Annotated in this window: 17 protein-coding genes and 2 riboswitches; of the genes, 14 read left to right on the forward strand and 3 right to left on the reverse strand. The window is 70.7% G+C overall.

Going from position 1 to position 16,868, the window contains the following annotated elements; genetic code table 11:
* Positions 1-6 precede the first annotated feature (6 nt).
* Positions 7-618, reverse strand: a complete 612-nt coding sequence (gene cobO, locus AC0J5K_RS11020) for a cob(I)yrinic acid a,c-diamide adenosyltransferase (RefSeq protein WP_048530848.1) — start codon at positions 616-618, stop codon at positions 7-9.
* Between the two features lie 36 nt (positions 619-654).
* Positions 655-880, forward strand: a riboswitch (cobalamin riboswitch).
* 90 nt (positions 881-970) lie between these two features.
* On the opposite strand from cobO, the gene AC0J5K_RS11025 reads away from it, so the two are divergent.
* The 7 genes from AC0J5K_RS11025 to cobJ are packed head-to-tail and all read left to right on the forward strand — an operon-like array spanning position 971 to position 9,035.
* Positions 971-1,384, forward strand: a complete 414-nt coding sequence (locus tag AC0J5K_RS11025; RefSeq protein ID WP_048530846.1) for a DUF1636 family protein — start codon at positions 971-973, stop codon at positions 1,382-1,384.
* Positions 1,385-1,387: 3 nt separating this feature from the next.
* On the forward strand, positions 1,388-2,446 hold the full coding sequence (gene cobW, locus AC0J5K_RS11030; RefSeq protein WP_274562893.1) for a cobalamin biosynthesis protein CobW: 1,059 nt from the start codon (positions 1,388-1,390) through the stop codon (positions 2,444-2,446).
* Between the two features lie 7 nt (positions 2,447-2,453).
* The gene (gene cobN, locus AC0J5K_RS11035; protein WP_274562891.1) at positions 2,454-5,762 is read left to right on the forward strand and encodes a cobaltochelatase subunit CobN; all 3,309 of its coding nucleotides are present in this window, start codon (positions 2,454-2,456) and stop codon (positions 5,760-5,762) included.
* Positions 5,759-6,892 (forward strand): cobalamin biosynthesis protein CobG, encoded by a 1,134-nt coding sequence (locus tag AC0J5K_RS11040; protein ID WP_274562890.1) that lies wholly within the window; start codon positions 5,759-5,761, stop codon positions 6,890-6,892. The genes cobN and AC0J5K_RS11040 overlap by 4 nt, the downstream gene beginning before the upstream one ends.
* A complete protein-coding gene (locus AC0J5K_RS11045; RefSeq protein WP_074835187.1) occupies positions 6,893-7,522 on the forward strand; it encodes a precorrin-8X methylmutase in 630 nt (209 codons plus the stop codon). It begins immediately after the preceding gene.
* Positions 7,519-8,286, forward strand: a complete 768-nt coding sequence (gene cobI, locus AC0J5K_RS11050) for a precorrin-2 C(20)-methyltransferase (protein WP_274562887.1) — start codon at positions 7,519-7,521, stop codon at positions 8,284-8,286. The genes AC0J5K_RS11045 and cobI overlap by 4 nt, the downstream gene beginning before the upstream one ends.
* Positions 8,283-9,035, forward strand: coding sequence for a precorrin-3B C(17)-methyltransferase (gene cobJ, locus AC0J5K_RS11055; protein ID WP_274562885.1), 753 nt, complete (start codon positions 8,283-8,285; stop codon positions 9,033-9,035). The genes cobI and cobJ overlap by 4 nt, the downstream gene beginning before the upstream one ends.
* Here the strand turns inward: cobJ and AC0J5K_RS11060 are convergent.
* On the reverse strand, positions 9,008-9,763 hold the full coding sequence (locus tag AC0J5K_RS11060) for a cobalt-precorrin-6A reductase (RefSeq protein ID WP_274562884.1): 756 nt from the start codon (positions 9,761-9,763) through the stop codon (positions 9,008-9,010). The two genes, cobJ and AC0J5K_RS11060, sit on opposite strands and share 28 nt — an antisense overlap.
* On the opposite strand from AC0J5K_RS11060, the gene cbiE reads away from it, so the two are divergent.
* The 7 genes from cbiE to cobF all read left to right on the forward strand — a co-directional run bounded on the left by cbiE (position 9,762) and on the right by cobF (position 15,959).
* Positions 9,762-10,970 carry a precorrin-6y C5,15-methyltransferase (decarboxylating) subunit CbiE gene (cbiE, locus tag AC0J5K_RS11065; protein ID WP_274562882.1) on the forward strand — a complete coding sequence of 403 codons (1,209 nt, stop codon included), beginning with the start codon at positions 9,762-9,764 and terminating at the stop codon, positions 10,968-10,970. The genes AC0J5K_RS11060 and cbiE overlap by 2 nt on opposite strands.
* Positions 10,967-11,347 (forward strand): cobalamin biosynthesis protein, encoded by a 381-nt coding sequence (locus AC0J5K_RS11070; RefSeq protein WP_074835438.1) that lies wholly within the window; start codon positions 10,967-10,969, stop codon positions 11,345-11,347. Before cbiE ends, AC0J5K_RS11070 begins: the two co-directional genes overlap by 4 nt.
* Positions 11,344-12,156 carry a precorrin-4 C(11)-methyltransferase gene (gene cobM, locus AC0J5K_RS11075; RefSeq protein ID WP_074835195.1) on the forward strand — a complete coding sequence of 271 codons (813 nt, stop codon included), beginning with the start codon at positions 11,344-11,346 and terminating at the stop codon, positions 12,154-12,156. The genes AC0J5K_RS11070 and cobM overlap by 4 nt, the downstream gene beginning before the upstream one ends.
* Positions 12,149-13,465 carry a cobyrinate a,c-diamide synthase gene (locus AC0J5K_RS11080; protein WP_274562877.1) on the forward strand — a complete coding sequence of 439 codons (1,317 nt, stop codon included), beginning with the start codon at positions 12,149-12,151 and terminating at the stop codon, positions 13,463-13,465. The genes cobM and AC0J5K_RS11080 overlap by 8 nt, the downstream gene beginning before the upstream one ends.
* Positions 13,462-14,196 carry a uroporphyrinogen-III C-methyltransferase gene (gene cobA, locus AC0J5K_RS11085; RefSeq protein ID WP_074835198.1) on the forward strand — a complete coding sequence of 245 codons (735 nt, stop codon included), beginning with the start codon at positions 13,462-13,464 and terminating at the stop codon, positions 14,194-14,196. The genes AC0J5K_RS11080 and cobA overlap by 4 nt, the downstream gene beginning before the upstream one ends.
* A gap of 33 nt (positions 14,197-14,229) precedes the next feature.
* A riboswitch (cobalamin riboswitch) is annotated at positions 14,230-14,411 on the forward strand.
* A gap of 57 nt (positions 14,412-14,468) precedes the next feature.
* Positions 14,469-15,146 carry an energy-coupling factor ABC transporter permease gene (locus AC0J5K_RS11090; RefSeq protein ID WP_074835200.1) on the forward strand — a complete coding sequence of 226 codons (678 nt, stop codon included), beginning with the start codon at positions 14,469-14,471 and terminating at the stop codon, positions 15,144-15,146.
* Between the two features lie 69 nt (positions 15,147-15,215).
* A complete protein-coding gene (cobF, locus tag AC0J5K_RS11095; protein ID WP_074835201.1) occupies positions 15,216-15,959 on the forward strand; it encodes a precorrin-6A synthase (deacetylating) in 744 nt (247 codons plus the stop codon).
* A gap of 33 nt (positions 15,960-15,992) precedes the next feature.
* On the opposite strand, the gene AC0J5K_RS11100 is transcribed toward cobF, so the two are convergent.
* Positions 15,993-16,862 (reverse strand): dioxygenase family protein, encoded by an 870-nt coding sequence (locus AC0J5K_RS11100; RefSeq protein WP_274562872.1) that lies wholly within the window; start codon positions 16,860-16,862, stop codon positions 15,993-15,995.
* Positions 16,863-16,868: the final 6 nt, after the last annotated feature.

Here is a 16,868-nt window from a genome sequence, read left to right on the forward strand (position 1 = left end):
CCCGGCTCAGAATTCCACGCCCTTCTGGGCCTTGATGCCATCGCGGAACGGATGTTTGACAAGCGTCATCTCGGTCACCAGATCCGCCGCCTCGATCAGCTCGGGCTTGGCATTGCGCCCGGTCAGGCAGACATGGGTCATCTCCGGCTTGCGGGTTTGCAGGAACGCAACCACGTCGTCGATATCGAGATAATCGTTGCGCAGCGCGATGTTGATCTCGTCGAGCAGCACGAACCGGATCTCGGGGTCGAGGATCTGGCTCTTGGCGATCTCCCAGCCGGCCTGCGCCGCGGCGATGTCGCGGGCGCGGTCCTGGGTTTCCCAGGTAAAGCCTTCTCCGGAAACGAAGAACCGGCATTCCTCGGCAAAGCGGTTGCGGATCATTTCGGCTTCGCCGGTGATCCAATTGCCCTTGATGAACTGCACCACGGCGCAGGGCATGCCATGGGCGATACAGCGCAGGATCATCCCGAACCCCGAGGACGACTTGCCCTTGCCGGTGCCGGTATGCACGAGGATCAGGCCCTTCTCGTCGGTCTTGGTCGCCATCATGCGATCGCGCGCGGCCTTGATCTTCTTCATCTTCTCGGCGTGGCGCGCGTTTTTCTCTTCGATCATCCCCATCTCCGGACTTGACTCGTATACGGAATTCGTCCCATGTGCCCTGACGCTGGTGCCTGTGTAAACAGGTGAAAAGGGAATGTGTAACCCTGGTGCCCCGTGACGGGACGCCCGGGCCAAACGCAGCCGCCCCCGCGACCGTGAACGGAAAAGGGCGCTCGAAGCCACTGGCCTGACAGGCCGGGAAGGCAGAGCGACCGCCGGGCCCCGGGCCCAGAATTCCGTGAGCCGGGAGACCTGCCAGCCCGACTGATGAGACCGGACGGGGTGTGCCGGTGTCGGAGTGTGTCCGTTGCCGGCCACCATTCCGCCGATACCCCTGTCTGCCAAGCCGATGGGGCACGCGAGAATGAAAGACTCTGCGCACGAGCAGGACACCACCGCCACCACAACCGAGCTGCTGGTCTGCGTGACCTGCCGCCGCAAGGGCGCCGCGCCCGAGGATGACCGCCGCCCCGGCCAGGTGCTCTTTGACCGGATCACCGCCACCGGTGCGCCCGAAGGGCTGCGGGTGACACCGGTGGAATGCCTGCAAAACTGTTCCAACGCCTGCACCGTCGCCCTGCGCGGCGGCGCCGGGAAATGGACCTATGTCTTTTCCAACGTCGACGAGACCGACGGCGCCGAAATGCTGCTGGCCGGCGCGGCGCAGTATCACGCGGCCGCCGACGGGGTGATCCCCTGGCGCGAACGGCCCGAGCATTTCAAGCGCAACTGCCTGACCCGCATTCCCCCGATCATTGCCACACCCAAGGACGCCTGACCCATGAGCGATCTCGCCAAACTCCCCGTCACCATCGTCACCGGCTTTCTCGGCGCCGGCAAGACGACGCTGATCACCCATCTGATGAAGAACCCCGGCGGCCGTCGGCTGGCGGTGGTGGTCAACGAATTCGGCGATGTCGGCGTCGATGGCGAGATCCTGCGGGACTGCGCCATTCCCGACTGCCCGGCCGAGAACATCGTCGAACTGGCCAATGGCTGCATCTGCTGCACCGTGGCGGATGATTTCATCCCCACCATCGAGGCGCTGATGGCGCTCGACCCGCGCCCCGATCACATCCTGATCGAGACCTCGGGGCTCGCCCTGCCCAAGCCGCTGCTCAAGGCCTTCGAATGGCCGGCGATCCGCGCCCGCGTCACGGTCGACGGGGTGATCGCCCTGGCCGATGCCGAGGCGGTGGCGGCGGGCCGCTTTGCCCCCGACGTCGCGGCGGTGGATGCGCAGCGGCTGGCCGACGACAGCCTCGACCACGAAACGCCGCTGTCGGAGGTCTTCGAAGACCAGATCGCCTGCGCCGACATCGTGCTGCTGACCAAGCCCGACCTTGCCGGGCCGGAGGGCGTCGCCCGGGCCAGGGACCTGATCGCCGCCGAGGCGCCGCGGGTGCTGCCGGTGGTCGAGGTCGCCGAAGGCGCGGTCGATCCCCGCATCATCCTCGGCCTCGGCGCCGCCGCCGAGAGCGATCTCGACGCACGGCCCAGCCACCACGACACCCCGCATGACCACGATCACGAGGATTTCGAAAGCATCGTCGTCGACCTCCCCGAGCTGGCCGATGCCGCCGATCTGGTTGCCGCGATCGAGCGCCTGGCCAAGAGCCACAACATCCTGCGGGTCAAGGGCCATGCCTCGGTTGCCGGCAAGCCGATGCGCCTGCTGGTGCAGGCGGTGGGCGCGCGGGTGCGCCACCAGTTCGACCGGCTCTGGGCCCCCGACGAGGCCCGCCGGAGCCGGTTGGTGGTGATCGCCGAACATGACGACCTGCGCCCGGAGGAAATCCGCGCCGCGCTGACCGACCTCGCGCCGCAGCCCGCGGAGTAACCCGCCGGTGCACGTCGTCTTTCGCGAGAGCCACGGGCTGGAGGATACCGGCACGCCGGTCGACCTGGGGCAAGACCCGGCCGATCTCGTCGTGCTGTCGTTCTCCGACAGCGACCTCGGGGCTTTCGCCGCCGCCTGGCATCGCGGCGGCGGGCCGGCCGGGGCGCTGCCGACGCTGCGGCTGGCCAGCCTCGCGGCCTTGCAGCATCCGCTGTCGGTCGACACCTACGTCGAACAGACGCTGGCCGGGGCCAAGGGCATCCTGGTCCGACTGATTGGCGGCGTGCCCTATTGGGAATACGGTCTGCGCCAGCTTTCCGCGCTGGCGCAATCGCGCGGCATCGCGCTGGCCGTGCTGCCGGCGGACGGCCGCGAGGATGCCCGGCTCGACGCGGTCTCGACCCTACCGGTCTCGACGCTCCGGCGGCTGGCGCATCTCTGCGACACCGGCGGCGCGGTGGCCGCACAGGCGGCGCTGGCGCAGCTGGCGCTGGCCTCGGGGCTCTATGCCGCTCCGGTCCCCGGCTCCAAGGCGTTGCCGCCGATGGGGCTCTGGACGCCCGAGACCGGCGCGATGGCCCCCGATGCCGATCCGCCGCGCCCGACACCGGTCCAGAACGGGCCCCTGGCGGGCCGCAAGCTTCTCGTGGTGTTCTACCGCTCCTATCTGGTGGCGGCCGACATGGCGCCGGTCGAGGCGCTGTTTGCCGCCTTCCGGGCCGCGGGCGCCGAAGTCATCGGGCTCTACGCGCCCTCGCTCAAGCTGCCGGAACTGACCGAATACCTGCGTGCCGCGGTCAGCGCGCAATCGCCCGACGCCATTGTCAATCTCACCGCCTTTTCCGGCCGTGGCGCGGCCGGGGCCTCGGTGCTCGACGCCGCCGGCGTGCCGGTGTTTCAGGCGGCCCTCGCGACCTCGACGCACGCCGCCTGGCAAGCCGCCGAACGCGGGCTGTCGCCAGCCGATCTGGCGATGCATGTGGTGCTGCCGGAAGTCGATGGCCGGCTGATGGGCGGCGTGGTGTCGTTCAAGGCAGAGGCCGAGCGCGACCCCGATCTGCAATTCGCCCGCCGGCAACACCGGCCGGTGCCGGAGCGCATCGCCGCGCTGGTCGCGCGGGTCGGCGGCTGGCTGCGTCTCGCCGGGCGCGCCCCGGCGGAACGGCGGCTGGCGCTGGTGCTCTCGACCTATCCCGGCAAGCACTGGAACCTCGGCCATGCGGTGGGGCTCGACGCGCCCGCCTCGGCCAAGGCGATCCTGTCCGATCTGCGCGCGGCGGGCCACGATATCGCCGAGGCCGGCGATCTCACCTCGCGGTTGCAGAGCGACGCGATCAAACTGCCGCTTGCGGCCTATCACGATGCCCTCGCCCGCCTGCCCGAGCCGTTGCGCGACCAGCTTGCCGAGAGCTGGGGGCCGCCGGAGACGGATGCGCTCTGCCGTGACGGCGCCTTTCACTTTGCCGCCGTCGACCTCGGCGGCGCGCTGGTCGCCTTGCAGCCCGAGCGCGGCGAGACGCGGGCGCGCGACGACGACTACCACGATCTCTCGCGGGTGCCCCGCCACGGCTATGTCGCCTTTTACCTGATGCTTCAGAACCGTGCCGATGCGCTGATCCACATTGGCGCCCATGGCACGCTGGAATGGCTGCCCGGGAAATCCGTTGCCTTGTCCGAGACCTGCTGGCCCGAGGCGCTGACCGGCGCCTTGCCGGTGATCTATCCCTTCATCGTCAACGATCCCGGCGAGGCGGCGCAGGCCAAGCGGCGGATCGGCGCGGTGACGCTAGGCCATCTGCCACCGCCTCTGGCCGACAGCGACACGCCCGACCGGCTGGCCCATCTCGAGGCGCTGCTGGACGAGTTCTCCAATGCCGACGGGCTCGATCCACGCCGCCGCGACCGGCTTCAGGCCGATATCCGCGCCGAGGCGCAGGCGCGCGGCGTCGAGGACGACCTGGGCCTCGATCGCGCCAGCTCCACCGCCGAGGCGATCACCCGCATCGACCGCTTTGTCTGTGACATCAAGGAAAGCCAGTTCGGCGAGGGGCTGCATGTCTGGGGCCGCGCCGACAGCACCGATCCCTCCATCGCCGATGCCGTGGCGCAGGAACGGGCGGCGCTGCCGGCCGCGCTTGCCGGCCAGCGGATCGCGGGCGGGCCCTCGGGTTCGCCCTATCGCGGCCGCGCCGACGTGCTGCCCACCGGCCGCAACCTCTTTACCACCGATCCGCGTGCCGTGCCGACCCGATCGGCCTTTGCCCAGGGCGTGACACTGGCCGAAGAACTGGTGCGCCGGCATCTTCAGGACGAGGGCGACTGGCCACGCGGGCTGATCGTCGATCTCTGGGGCTCGGCCACCATGCGCACGGCGGGGGAGGAATTTGCCATGGCACTGCACCTGCTGGGTGTGCGGCCGGTCTGGGACGCCGGGTCGGAACGGGTCTCCGGCATCGAGGTGCTGCCGATCGCCGAGCTCGACCGGCCGCGCATTGACGTCACCCTGCGGGTCTCGGGCCTGTTCCGCGATGTCTTTCCGGCGCTGTCGGCGCTGTTTTCCCGCGCCGTGCGGGCCTTGGCGGCGCGCGACGAGGCGCCCGACTGGAACCCCTATGCCGGCCGCGAGGTCGGCGCGCGGGTCTACGGCCCGGCGCCGGGCAGCTTCGGGCTGGGGCTGGGCGATCTGCCCGACAGCTCCGGCGCGCCCGCCCGCGCCGCCGCCGGCGAGGCCTGGCTCCGGGCTTCAAGCTGGGCGCTGGACGGCGACAGCGCACGGCACGACAGCAGCGGCCTCCGCGACCGGGTGGCCGGGGCCGACAGCTTCGTGCACCTTCAGGACCTGCCCGAGACCGATCTTCTGCTGGCGGCCGATTACGCCGCGCATGAGGCCGGCTTTGCCGCCGCGCAGGGGGTGACCGGCGGCAACGCCCGGCTCTATCACCTTGACAGCACCCGCCCCGACCGGCCCCGTGCCCGCGCCCTGCCCGAGGAAATCGCCCGCGTGGTGCAGGCCCGCGCCGCCAATCCGCGCTGGATCGCCGGGATGCGACGGCACGGCTTTCGCGGCGCCGCCGAGATTGCCGCGACGCTCGAACATATGGCCGCCTTTGCCCATCTCGCCGGGGCGGTGGCGCCGCATCTCTTCGATCTCTATCATGCCGCGACGCTGGGCGACCCCGAGACCGAGGCCTTTCTGCGCGCCGCCAACCCCGGCGCCCATGCCGCGATGCAGGATCGGTTCCGCGCGCTCTGGCAGGCCGGACTCTGGCGGTCGCAGCGCAATTCCGTGCTGGCCGAAATGGCGGCCGCGACATGAGCGCGCCGCTGGTCAAGGGCTGGTGCCCCGGCGCCCATCGTCCGATGCGCTCGGGCGACGGCTTGGTGGTGCGGCTGCGGCCGTTTCGCGGCGAGGTCTCGGCGGTTCAGGTGCTGGCGCTCTGCGATCTGTCGCGGCGCTATGGCTCGGGGCTGATCGAGCTGACCTCGCGCGGCAACCTGCAAATCCGCGGCGTCTCATCCGAGGATCACCCGAAGCTCTTGCAGGCGCTTGACGGCCACGGCCTGATCGACAGCGACCCGGCGCAGGAAAGCCGCCGCAACATCCTCGTCGCCCCCGACCGCGCGGCAGGCGACCTGACCGACAGGCTTTATGACGGGCTGCTGGCCACCCTGCCCGGCCTGCCCCCCCTGCCCGAGAAGATGGGCGTCGTGCTCGACACCGGGGCCCGGGCGGTGCTGGGCGCCGGCTCCGGCGATTTCCGGTTCGAGCTGGCCACCGACGGCGGGCTGATCCTGCGTGCCGATGGCGCGGCGCGGGGCCGGAGGATTGCCGAAGATGGCGCCATGGCCGCGATGGCCGCGCTGGCGCAATGGTTTGTCGAGACCGGCGGCCGCACGGCCGGCCGGATGGCACGGCATCTGCGCCGCCAGCCCCTGCCGCAGTGCTGGCAGGAAGCCGCGCCACGGGCGCAATCCGCGCCGCCGGTGCCCGGCCCCGAAGCCGCGGATATGATCCTCGGCGCGCCTTTCGGCAGCCTGGAGGCCGCGGCGCTGGAGGCGGTGATGCGGAGGAGCGGCGCAGTGGCGCTGCGGCCGATGCTGGGCCGGCTGATCCGCCTGCGCCACGCCCGCGCCATCGCCGCGCCGGGCTTTGTCACCACGCCGGGGGCGCGGCTGCTCGAGGTGGACGCCTGCCCCGGTGCGCCGCTCTGCCCGCGCGCCACCGTCGACACCCGCGCTCTGGCGCGACAGCTCGCGCCGCGCACCCGTGGCCGCCTGCATGTCTCGGGCTGCGCCAAGGGCTGCGCCAATCCGCGCGCCGCCGATATCACCCTCGTGGGGCGCGATGGCGGCTTCGACCTTGTCCGCAACGGCACGGCGGCCGACCCGCCTGCGCGGCGCGGCCTTGCCCCTCCGCACCTCATTGACCTGATCGGAATGACCTGAATGCCCTACGATTACGAAAAGGATGGCGCCGCCATCTACAAGCAGAGTTTCGCGACGATCCGGGCCGAGGCCGATCTCGCCCGCTTCGACCCCGAGGAAGAGCCGATCGCGGTGCGGATGATCCATGCCGCCGGGCTCGTCGGCCTGGAGCGCGACATCCGCTTCTCGCCGGGCTTTGCCCGTGCCGCGCGGGCCGCGCTGGCCGCCGGTGCGCCCGTGTTCTGCGATGCGCGCATGGTCTCGGAGGGGGTCACCCGGCCGCGCCTGCCGGCCGACAACGCGGTGATCTGCACCCTGCAAGACCCGGCGGTGCCGGAACTCGCGCGCTACATGAACAACACCCGTTCGGCGGCGGCGCTCGAGCTCTGGCGGCCCCGGCTCGCCGGCGCGCTGGTGGCGATCGGCAATGCGCCGACGGCGCTGTTTCACCTGCTCAACATGCTCGAAGACCCCAACTGCCCGCGCCCGGCGGCGATTATCGGCTGCCCGGTGGGCTTTGTCGGCGCGATGGAAAGCAAGGCGGCGCTCTGGCAGGCGCAGCCGGTGCCCTGCTGCATTGTCGAAGGCCGGCTCGGCGGCAGCGCGATCACCGTCGCGGCGATCAACGCCATCGCGAGCCGCGCGGAATGACCGTGCAGCAGGAGGTCCGGGCGGCGGCGGCGCAGGCAGTGAAAGGCACGATCTGGGGGGTCGGCCTCGGGCCGGGCGATCCCGAGCTGATGTCGGTGCGCGCCGACCGGCTGTTGCGCGGCGCCAGCCACGTGGCCTATTTCCGCAAAGCCGGGCGCAGCGGCCAGGCGCGGCGCATCGTCGAGGGGATGCTGCCCGACGGCGTGGTCGAGATCGCCATGGAATATCCGGTGACCACGGAAATTCCGCTGACCGATCCGCGGTACAACGCGCTGCTCTCGGCCTTCTACAGCGACTGCACCAAGCGATTGCAGGCGCTGGCCGAGGCCGGGCACGACGTGCTGGTTCTGGCCGAGGGCGATCCGTTCTTCTATGGCTCCTTCATGCACCTGCATGCCCGGCTGCGCGATCTGGTGCCGGTCCGGGTGGTGCCGGCGATCACCGGCATGGGCGCGGCCTGGGCCGCGACCGATGCGCCGATCACCTGGGGCGACGACGTGCTTGCCACGCTGATGGGCACCTTGCCGGAAGAGGTGCTGGTGACCCAGATGCAGCAGGCCGATGCGCTGGTCATCATGAAGATCGGCCGCAACATCGACAAGATCCGCCGCGCCCTGCGCCGCGCCGGCCGTTTCGAGGCCGCCTGGCTGGTGGAATATGCCGCCATGCCCGATCAGACCGTGCAGCGTCTGTCCGAGGCCGAGGAAAGGATCACCCCCTATTTCTCGATCATCATCGTGCACGGACAGGGGCGCCGGCCATGAGCGGCTGGCTTGTCATCGCCGGTCTCGGCCCCGGGGCCGATGGCCTCGTCACCCCCGAGGTCCGTGCCGCGCTGGCCGAGGCGACCGACGTGGTGGGCTATATCCCCTATGTCGCCCGCGTGGCGCCACGGCCCGGGCTGACGCTGCATCCCTCGGACAATCGCGTCGAGATCGACCGGTCGCGCCATGCGCTGGAAATGGCCGCCGACGGCAGGCGCGTGGTCGTCGTTTCATCCGGCGATCCCGGCGTCTTTGCCATGGCCTCGGCGGTTTTCGAGGCGCTCGAAGCCGGGCCGCCCGCCTGGCGCGATCTCGAGATCCGCGTGCTGCCGGGGATCACCGCGATGCTGGCCGCCGCCGCCCGCGCCGGGGCGCCGCTGGGGCATGATTTCTGCACCCTCAACCTCAGCGACAATCTCAAGCCCTGGGCGCTGATCGAAAAGCGCCTGCGCCTTGCCGTCGAGGCCGATTTCGCCATGGCCTTCTACAACCCGCGCTCGAAGTCGCGGCCCGACGGGTTCCGCCGCGCGCTCGACCTGCTCAAGACCGCCTGCGGCGATGCCCGACCGGTGATCTTTGCCCGCGCCGTTTCAACCCCCGAGGAAGAGATCCGGGTGGTGCCGCTGCCGGAAACCACGCCCGAGATGGCCGATATGCGCACCCTGGTGATCGTCGGCGCCTCGACAACCCGGCTGATCGCGCGGCAGGGCGGTCCGATCGTCTATACCCCGCGTTCGGTGCCGGCATGAGCCAGCCAGCGCAGCACCTCCTCCGGGTCGTGGGTTTCCGGGCGCGGCGGGATCGCGGGCCGGTCGATCATGATCACCGGCAGGCCCAGCACCCGCGCGGCGGCGATCTTGGCAAAGGCGCCGCTGCCGCCGGAATTCTTGGACACCACCACCTCGATCCCGTGCCGGTCAAGCAGCGCGGCATCGGCCTCCTGCCGGAACGGGCCCCGGTCGACGATCACCGCATGGTCGGGGAAGGCGGGCGGCGTGACCGGCGGATCGACCAGCCGCAGCAGGTAGAAATGCTGCGGATTGACGGTGAAGGCCGGCAGATGCATGCGCCCCACCGCCAGCATCACCCGCGTCGCCGGGGTGTCCAGCGCCGCCACCGCGCCGGCGATATCACTCACCCGCGTCCAGCGGTCGGCGGCGGTCTGCTGCCAGGGCGCGCGGGTCAGCGCGATCAGCGGCACCGCGCGCGCGTCACAGGCGGCGACGGCATGTGCGCTCATCTGTGCGGCAAAAGGATGGGTGGCATCGATCACATGGCTGATCCGCGCCTCGGCAAGATAGCGCGCCAGCCCCTCGGCGCCGCCAAAGCCGCCGATCCGCAGCGGCAGCGCCTGCGCCGCCGGATTGGCAACACGGCCGGCCATCGACACGGTGCCGCGCAGCCCGGCCTCGGCCAGCCTTTGGCACAGCCGCGTGGCTTCGAGCGTGCCGCCCAGCACCAGAAGGTTCGGTTGCATGTCTGAGGCTCCCTGGCTCGCCATCGTCGGTCTCGGCGAAGATGGCCCGGACGGGCTCTGCGCTGCAAGCCGAAGCGCGCTGGCGCGGGCGGAAATCGTCTTCGGCCCGCCGCGTCACCTGTCGCTTCTGCCGGCGCGCGAAACCGCACCCGGGGCCGAGCGCTTGGACTGGCCGGTGCCCTTCGCCGACGGCGTGGCCCGGCTGATGGGCCTGCGCGGACGGCAGGTGGTGGTGCTGGCCTCCGGCGATCCTTTCTGGTTCGGCGCCGGCGCGGTGCTGGCGCGGCGGCTGTCGCGCGGCGAATGGCGGGCCTTTCCTGGCCGTGCGACCTTTTCGCTGGCGGCGGCACGCCTGGGCTGGCCGCTGGAACGCACCGCCTGCCTCGGCCTGCACGCCGCGCCGCTGGCCCGGCTGCGGCCGCAAATGGCACCGGGGCAGCGGCTGATCGTCCTTCTGCGCGATGGCACGGCGGTGGCCGAACTCTGCGATTATCTCGTCGCGCAGGGCTTTGGCGCCACCGGGCTGACGGTGATGGAATGCCTCGGCGGCCCGCGCGAGCGCCTCACCGAGAGCTGCGCCGAGGCGCTGGCCGATCAGAGCTTTGCCGCGCCGGTCTGTGTCGCGCTGGAGGTGGCGGGGCAAGGCGCGGTGCTGCCCCTGGCCTCGGGGCGGCCGGACAGCTGGTTCGACAATGACGGCCAGATCACCAAGCGGCCGATCCGGGCGCTGACCCTCTCGGCGCTGGCGCCCCGGCCGGGTGAGCATCTCTGGGACATCGGCGGCGGCTCGGGCTCGATCGGCATCGAATGGCTGCTTGCCGATCCGAGCCTGACCGCCACCACGATCGAGCCCCGCGCCGACCGGGCCGCCCGCATCGCCGGCAATGCCGCGCGTCTGGGTGTCGAGCAGTTGCAGGTCGTCACCGGCGCGGCGCCGGCGGCGCTGGACCGGTTGCCGCCGCCCGACGCGGTCTTTGTCGGCGGCGGGCTGGGGCCCGAGCTGCTGGCGCACCTGGTACGACTTCCCGGACGTCCGCGCCTTGTCGCCAATGCGGTGACGCTGGAGACCGAGGCGCTGCTCGTCGCGGCACAGGCGGAACACGGCGGCGACTTGCTGCGCGTCGCGCTGTCTTCGGTGGCGCCGATCGGGCCGAAACGCGGCTGGAAATCGGCCTATCCGGTGGTGCAATGGCGGTGGGCGCGATGATCGTCGCGGGCTTCGGATTTCGCCGCGATGCCAGTGCGGCGAGCCTGCGCGATGCCTTTGACCGGGCGCGCGGGGATCACCCCGTATCCGGCCTCGCCACCGCCGCCGACAAGGCCGGCACCGCGCAGTTCCGCGCCTTGTCGGCGGCGCTCGACCTGCCCGTCTGCCCCGTCGCGCCCGAGGCCCTGACGCCGCAGGCTACCCACACCCATTCGCCGCGCGTCGCGGCCGCGCGCGGCACCGGCTCGGTGGCCGAAGCCACCGCGCTGGCCGCCGCCGGCCCCGGCGCGCGGCTGCTCGCGCCCCGGATGATCTCCGCAGACCGCATGGCCAGCTGCGCGCTGGCCATGTCTCTCCCCGAAGGACAGACCCAATGACCGTTCACTTCATCGGCGCCGGCCCCGGCGCCCCCGATCTTCTGACCCTGCGCGGCCGCGACATCATCGCCGCCTGCCCGGTCTGCCTCTATGCCGGCTCGCTGGTGCCCGAGGCGATCCTGCAACATTGCCCGCCGGGCGCGCGCATCGTGAACACCGCGCCGCTCGACCTCGACCGGATCATCGACGAGATCCGCGATGCCCATGCCGCCGGTCAGGATGTGGCGCGGCTGCATTCCGGCGACCTCTCGGTCTGGTCGGCGATGGGCGAACAGATGCGCCGGCTCAAGGCGCTGGACATCCCGGTCTCGGTCACCCCCGGAGTGCCAGCTTTTGCCGCCGCCGCCGCCGCGCTTGGCGCCGAGCTGACGTTGCCCGGGCTGGCGCAATCGGTGGTATTGACCCGCACCCCCGGCCGTGCCTCCTCGATGCCCCAAGGCGAGAGCCTGACCAATTTCGCTGCCACAGGCGCGACGCTGGCCCTTCACCTCTCGATCCAGAAAATCGCCCGGGTCGTCGCCGATCTCACCCCCGCCTATGGCGCGGATTGCCCGGTGGCGGTGGTCTACCGCGCGAGCTGGCCGGACCAGAAGATCCTGCGCGGCACCCTGGCCGACATCGAGGCGCAACTTGACGGCGGCATCACCCGCACCGCGCTGATCCTCGTCGGCCCGGCGCTGGCCGGCGAAGGCTTTGACGAAAGCTGCCTCTATGCCGTCGACTACGACCGGCGCTACCGGCCGCAGAGCGCCGACAGCCCCTGGACCGACTGGACCCCCGACGCCGAGGGAGCCGCGACACATGGCTGATGTTCCCGGCCTGCTGATCTCGGCGCCCTCCTCGGGCACCGGCAAGACTACCGTCATGCTGGGGCTGTTGCGGGCGCTGGCCGAGGACGGCTTGCAGGTGCAGCCGTTCAAATCCGGCCCCGACTACATCGATCCGGCCTTTCACCGCCCCGCCAGCGGCCGCCACAGCTTCAACCTGGACGGCTGGGCGATGGGCGCCGGTCTGTGGCAGGCGATTGCTTCGCAGGCCGCAGGCGCCGATATCTGCGTCGCCGAGGGCTCGATGGGGCTCTACGACGGCGTCGCCACCCGCGGCCAGCAAGGCTTCGGCTCCAGCGCCGAGACGGCGCTGGCGATGGGCTGGCCGGTGGTGCTGGTGCTCGACGTCAGCGGTCAGGCGCAGAGCGCCGCCGCCACGGCGCTGGGCTTTCGGACCTACAGGCCCGAGCTGCCCTTTGCCGGGGTGATCCTCAACCGGGTCGCCTCGCCCCGGCACGAACGGCTGGCACGGCTGGGGATGGAGCAGGCCGGTCTGCCGGTGCTGGGCGTGCTGCCCCGGCGCGGCGACCTTGCCTTGCCGGAGAGGCACCTGGGACTGATCCAGGCGGTCGAACATCCCGACCTCGAGGCCGCCATCGCCACCTATGCCGCCTTCCTGCGCGACCATGTCGACCTGGCCGCGCTGCGCGCCGCCGCGCGCGGCCTGCCGGTGCCGGGCGCCGCCGCCCTGCCGCCACCGCCGGCCCAGCGCATCGCCATTGCCCGGGATGCGGCGTTTTCCTTCACTTATCCGCATCTGCTTCAGGGCTGGCACGACGCCGGGGCCGAGATCCTGCCGTTCTCGCCTTTGGCCGACGAACCGCCCGATCCGCAGGCCGATGTGGTCTGGTTGCCCGGCGGCTATCCCGAGCTGCACGCCGGCCGGCTCGCCGCCGCCGAAAACTTCCGCGCCGGGCTGCGCCGCCACGCCGAGCGCCGGCCGGTGCATGGCGAATGCGGCGGATACATGGCGCTGGGCGCGGCGCTGATCGACAAACAGGGCACAGCCCACCGGATGGCCGGGCTGCTGGGGCTGGTCACCAGCTACGAGACGCGCAAGTTCCACCTGGGTTATCGCCGCGCGACGCTGAAGGCGCCGATGCCGGGCCATGCCGCCGGCACCGCGCTGCGCGGCCACGAATTCCACTATTCCACCATCCTCGAGCAGCCCGACGCACCGCTGGCGGCGGTCACCGATGCCGACGGCACGCCGGTGCCGGAAACCGGATCCCTGCGCGGCCGGGTCTCGGGCAGCTTCTTTCACCTCATCTCGGCCGAGGAGACGGCATGACGCAGGACACCCACCAGGGCATCGTCAGCTTCGTCAGCTCCGGCCCCGGCGATCCCGAGCTGCTGACCGTCAAGGCGGTGGATCGGCTGGGACGCGCCGATGCGGTGTTGTATGACGATCTGTCCTCCGGCCCGATCCTCGAGCTGGCCCGCGACGGCGCCGATCTTGTCGGCGTCGGCAAACGCGCCGGGCGGCCCTCGCCGCGACAGGATCACGTCAGCCGGCTGCTGGTGGATTACGCCCGCACCGGCCAACGCGTGGTACGGCTGAAATCCGGCGACAGCGGTATCTTCGGCCGGCTCGAAGAGGAGATCACGGCGCTCAAGGCAGCCGGGCTCGGCTATGAGATCATCCCCGGCGTGCCTTCGGCCTGTGCCGCCGCCGCCGCCGCCGGCATACCGCTGACCCGCCGGCTCACCGCGCGGCGGGTGCAATTCGCCACCGGCCATGACATCAGCGGGACCCTGCCGGAAGACGCCAACCTTGCCGCCCTGGCCGATCCCACGGCGGTGACCGCGATCTTCATGGGCAAACGCACCTTTCCCGGCCTCGCCGCCAAGCTCATCGCCCAGGGCCTGCCGCCCGACACCCCGGCGCTGCTCGCGGAATCGGTCAGCCGCCCCGACCAGAAACTGACCCGGCACAGCGTCGCCAGCCTCGCCGAGGCGCTGGCCCGCGAAACCGGCGACAAGGCCGGGCTCATCTTTTTCGGTCCACTGGCAGAGGAGTAAGGCAGACAGATCACAGACGCCGGGGACAGCCCCGGACCACAAGGAAAGCATGGTGCGCCGCGCGAGTGGCCACAGGGAACCGGGTGCAACTCCCGGACTGCCCCCGCAACTGTAAGCGGAGAGTGCCGAGGAACGTCCCACTGGCCGCGAGGCCGGGAAGGGCCGAGGCGCGATGACCCGCAAGTCAGGAGACCTGCCATGTGCCCCCTTTTCCACGCCCGCACGGGCAATTTCCGCTGCCGGAGGGGCAGCATCACGAGAAAGGAACTGACATGCATATCGAACCCGGCGTCGTTGACGGCGCCAAGATGACCTTCGCCTACACCACCGCCGCAGGGGCGGCGACCTATACCGCCAAGCAGACCGTGGACGATCTGTCGCGCACCAACTCCGGCGCCTTTGCCTTGCGGACTCTGCTTGCCACCATCGGCGCTCTGCTGTTTTTCGAAGTGCTTCCGAATTTCCCGGTCGGCATCTCGGAAGTGCATTTCATCCTCGGCTCGACTCTCTTCCTGTTGCTCGGCACGGCGCCGGCGGCGCTGGGCCTGGCGATCGGGCTGCTGATCCAGGGGCTGTTCTTTGCCCCCACCGACATGCCGATGTATTTCGTCAATGTCACCACGCTGCTGGTGCCGCTCTTTGCCGCCTCGGCGCTGGCGCGCCGGATCATCCCGCGTGACACCGCCTATGTCGATCTGGCCTACAAGGACATGCTCAAGCTCTCGGCCGTCTACCAGGGCGGTGTGGTGACCTGGGTCGCCTTCTGGGCGTTCTATGGCCAGGGCGTCACCGCCGCGACCTTCCAGTCGGTCTGGACCTTCGGCGCCGCCTACATGCTGGTGCTGCTGATCGAGCCGCTGGCCGACCTGGCCGCGCTGGCCGGGGCCAAGGCGCTGCGCGACACCGGCGTCGCGCGCCTGCTTGCACCGCGGCTCTACCGCTCGGCGTAACGCCGCACGGCCGCTGAACCGGTCCGGGGCGCGCACGCGCCCCGGACTTCTGCGTGAAAGGACATTCCGATGATCAAGGACCTCTGGCTGATCGGCATCGGCACCGGCAGCCCCGCCCATGTGACGCTGGAAGGCATGCAGGCGCTGCGCGAGGCCGCGATCATCCTGCTGCCGCTCAAGGGCGATGACAAACAGGATCTGGCGGCGCTGCGCTACGCCATCCTCGAGGCGGCGGGCAGCGACGCCGAGATTCGCACCTTCACCTATCCCGAGCGCGACCCGGCGCTGCCCTATGGCGCACGCGTCAGCGCCTGGCATGACGAGATCGCCCGCCGCTGGATCGCGGCGCTCGGCCCCGAGACGCCGCCGGGCCCGGTGGCCCTGATGGTCTGGGGCGATCCGGCGCTTTATGACAGCACGCTCAGGATCGCGCGGCGGCTGACGCCCTGCCCGCGCCTGCGCGTTGTGCCGGGCATCACCGCCGTGCAGGCGCTCACCGCCGCGCATGCGATCCCGCTCAACACCGTCGATGGCCCGATCCGGGTTACCACCGGGCGACAGCTCCGCTCCCATGGCTTCCCGCAGGACGAAGAAACCCTGGTGGTGATGCTCGATGGCGCTTGCAGCTTCCGCGACCTCGATCCCGCCGGTCTGCATATCTGGTGGGGCGCCTACCTCGGCAGCGAGGCGCAGCTGTTGCGCGCCGGGCCGCTGGCCGACACCGCCGCCGATATCACCGCCACCCGGGCCGAGGCCCGCGCCCGCCATGGCTGGATCATGGACACCTATCTGCTGCGTCGGTCCCCTGCCTGAGACCGTCCCGCCGCGGCCGGCGCCGGCCCGGCCTCAGGCCGCGACCAATGTGAGATCGAAGGTCACCTTCAGGTAATCGCCGGGCACCCTGCCGGACAGGTCGAAGCCCGTCGCCGGGAAACTGCCCGCCGGCATAGGCTGATAGCGCATCACCAGATCCGCGCGCACGCCGAACACCGTATCCTGATCGAGATAGGGGTCGTCCTCGGGAAAGACCTCGGTCACCAGCGGGCGGAAGCCCTCGGCCTCGGCAATGAAATGCAGGTGCGAGGGCCGCCAGGGATGGCGGCCGCAGGCGCGCAGGATGTCGCCCACCGGCCCATCCGAAGGCACGGTATATTCCACCGGCTTGACCGTGGTGAAGGCGTACCGCCCGTCGGCCCCCACCGTCTGAAGCCCATGGAAATCATAGGTATCCTGTTCCGGGTCCTGGCTGGAATAAAGCCCGTTCGGCGCGGTCTGCCAGATGTCGAGCCGGGCGCCGGGGATCGGATTGCCCTCGGGGTCTTTCACCACGCCTTCGACCAGCAGCACCGGCGCCTCGGTCTCGCCCCGCAGATCTCCGCCCACCGGCAGCGGTGGCGAGCCGGAGATATGGAACGGCCCCAGCACCGACGACGAGGTGCCCTCGGCCGTCGAATGCAGCATGTCGACCAGCGACGACAGGCCCAGCACATCCGAAAGCAGCACGAACTCATGCCGCTCGGCATCCGAAATCTCGCCGGCGCGCTCGAGAAAGGCGATCCCGGTCTGCCATTCCGCGTGGGTCAGGTTCACCTCCTTGGCAAAGGCATGCAGGTGGCGGACAAGGCTGGTCATCACTTCGCGCAGGCGGGGGTCGGTCTCTTCGCCCATGTAGCTGATGAAGGCGTCGGTGATGTTTTCCTGGGTGACATTGCGCATAGGGCA

The sequence above is a fragment of the Marinovum sp. E3 genome (assembly GCF_055755275.1).

Bases quoted from the DNA above. Each gene is read 5' to 3' on its own strand.
- cobO (WP_048530848.1), bottom strand. From the start codon at position 618: ATGATCGAAGAGAAAAACGCGCGCCACGCCGAGAAGATGAAGAAGATC.
- AC0J5K_RS11025 (WP_048530846.1), top strand. From the start codon at position 971: ATGAAAGACTCTGCGCACGAGCAGGACACCACCGCCACCACAACCGAG.
- cobW (WP_274562893.1), top strand. From the start codon at position 1,388: ATGAGCGATCTCGCCAAACTCCCCGTCACCATCGTCACCGGCTTTCTC.
- AC0J5K_RS11040 (WP_274562890.1), top strand. From the start codon at position 5,759: ATGAGCGCGCCGCTGGTCAAGGGCTGGTGCCCCGGCGCCCATCGTCCG.
- AC0J5K_RS11045 (WP_074835187.1), top strand. From the start codon at position 6,893: ATGCCCTACGATTACGAAAAGGATGGCGCCGCCATCTACAAGCAGAGT.
- cobI (WP_274562887.1), top strand. From the start codon at position 7,519: ATGACCGTGCAGCAGGAGGTCCGGGCGGCGGCGGCGCAGGCAGTGAAA.
- cobJ (WP_274562885.1), top strand. From the start codon at position 8,283: ATGAGCGGCTGGCTTGTCATCGCCGGTCTCGGCCCCGGGGCCGATGGC.
- cbiE (WP_274562882.1), top strand. From the start codon at position 9,762: ATGTCTGAGGCTCCCTGGCTCGCCATCGTCGGTCTCGGCGAAGATGGC.
- AC0J5K_RS11060 (WP_274562884.1), bottom strand. From the start codon at position 9,763: ATGCAACCGAACCTTCTGGTGCTGGGCGGCACGCTCGAAGCCACGCGG.
- AC0J5K_RS11070 (WP_074835438.1), top strand. From the start codon at position 10,967: ATGATCGTCGCGGGCTTCGGATTTCGCCGCGATGCCAGTGCGGCGAGC.
- cobM (WP_074835195.1), top strand. From the start codon at position 11,344: ATGACCGTTCACTTCATCGGCGCCGGCCCCGGCGCCCCCGATCTTCTG.
- AC0J5K_RS11080 (WP_274562877.1), top strand. From the start codon at position 12,149: ATGGCTGATGTTCCCGGCCTGCTGATCTCGGCGCCCTCCTCGGGCACC.
- cobA (WP_074835198.1), top strand. From the start codon at position 13,462: ATGACGCAGGACACCCACCAGGGCATCGTCAGCTTCGTCAGCTCCGGC.
- AC0J5K_RS11090 (WP_074835200.1), top strand. From the start codon at position 14,469: ATGCATATCGAACCCGGCGTCGTTGACGGCGCCAAGATGACCTTCGCC.
- cobF (WP_074835201.1), top strand. From the start codon at position 15,216: ATGATCAAGGACCTCTGGCTGATCGGCATCGGCACCGGCAGCCCCGCC.
- AC0J5K_RS11100 (WP_274562872.1), bottom strand. From the start codon at position 16,862: ATGCGCAATGTCACCCAGGAAAACATCACCGACGCCTTCATCAGCTAC.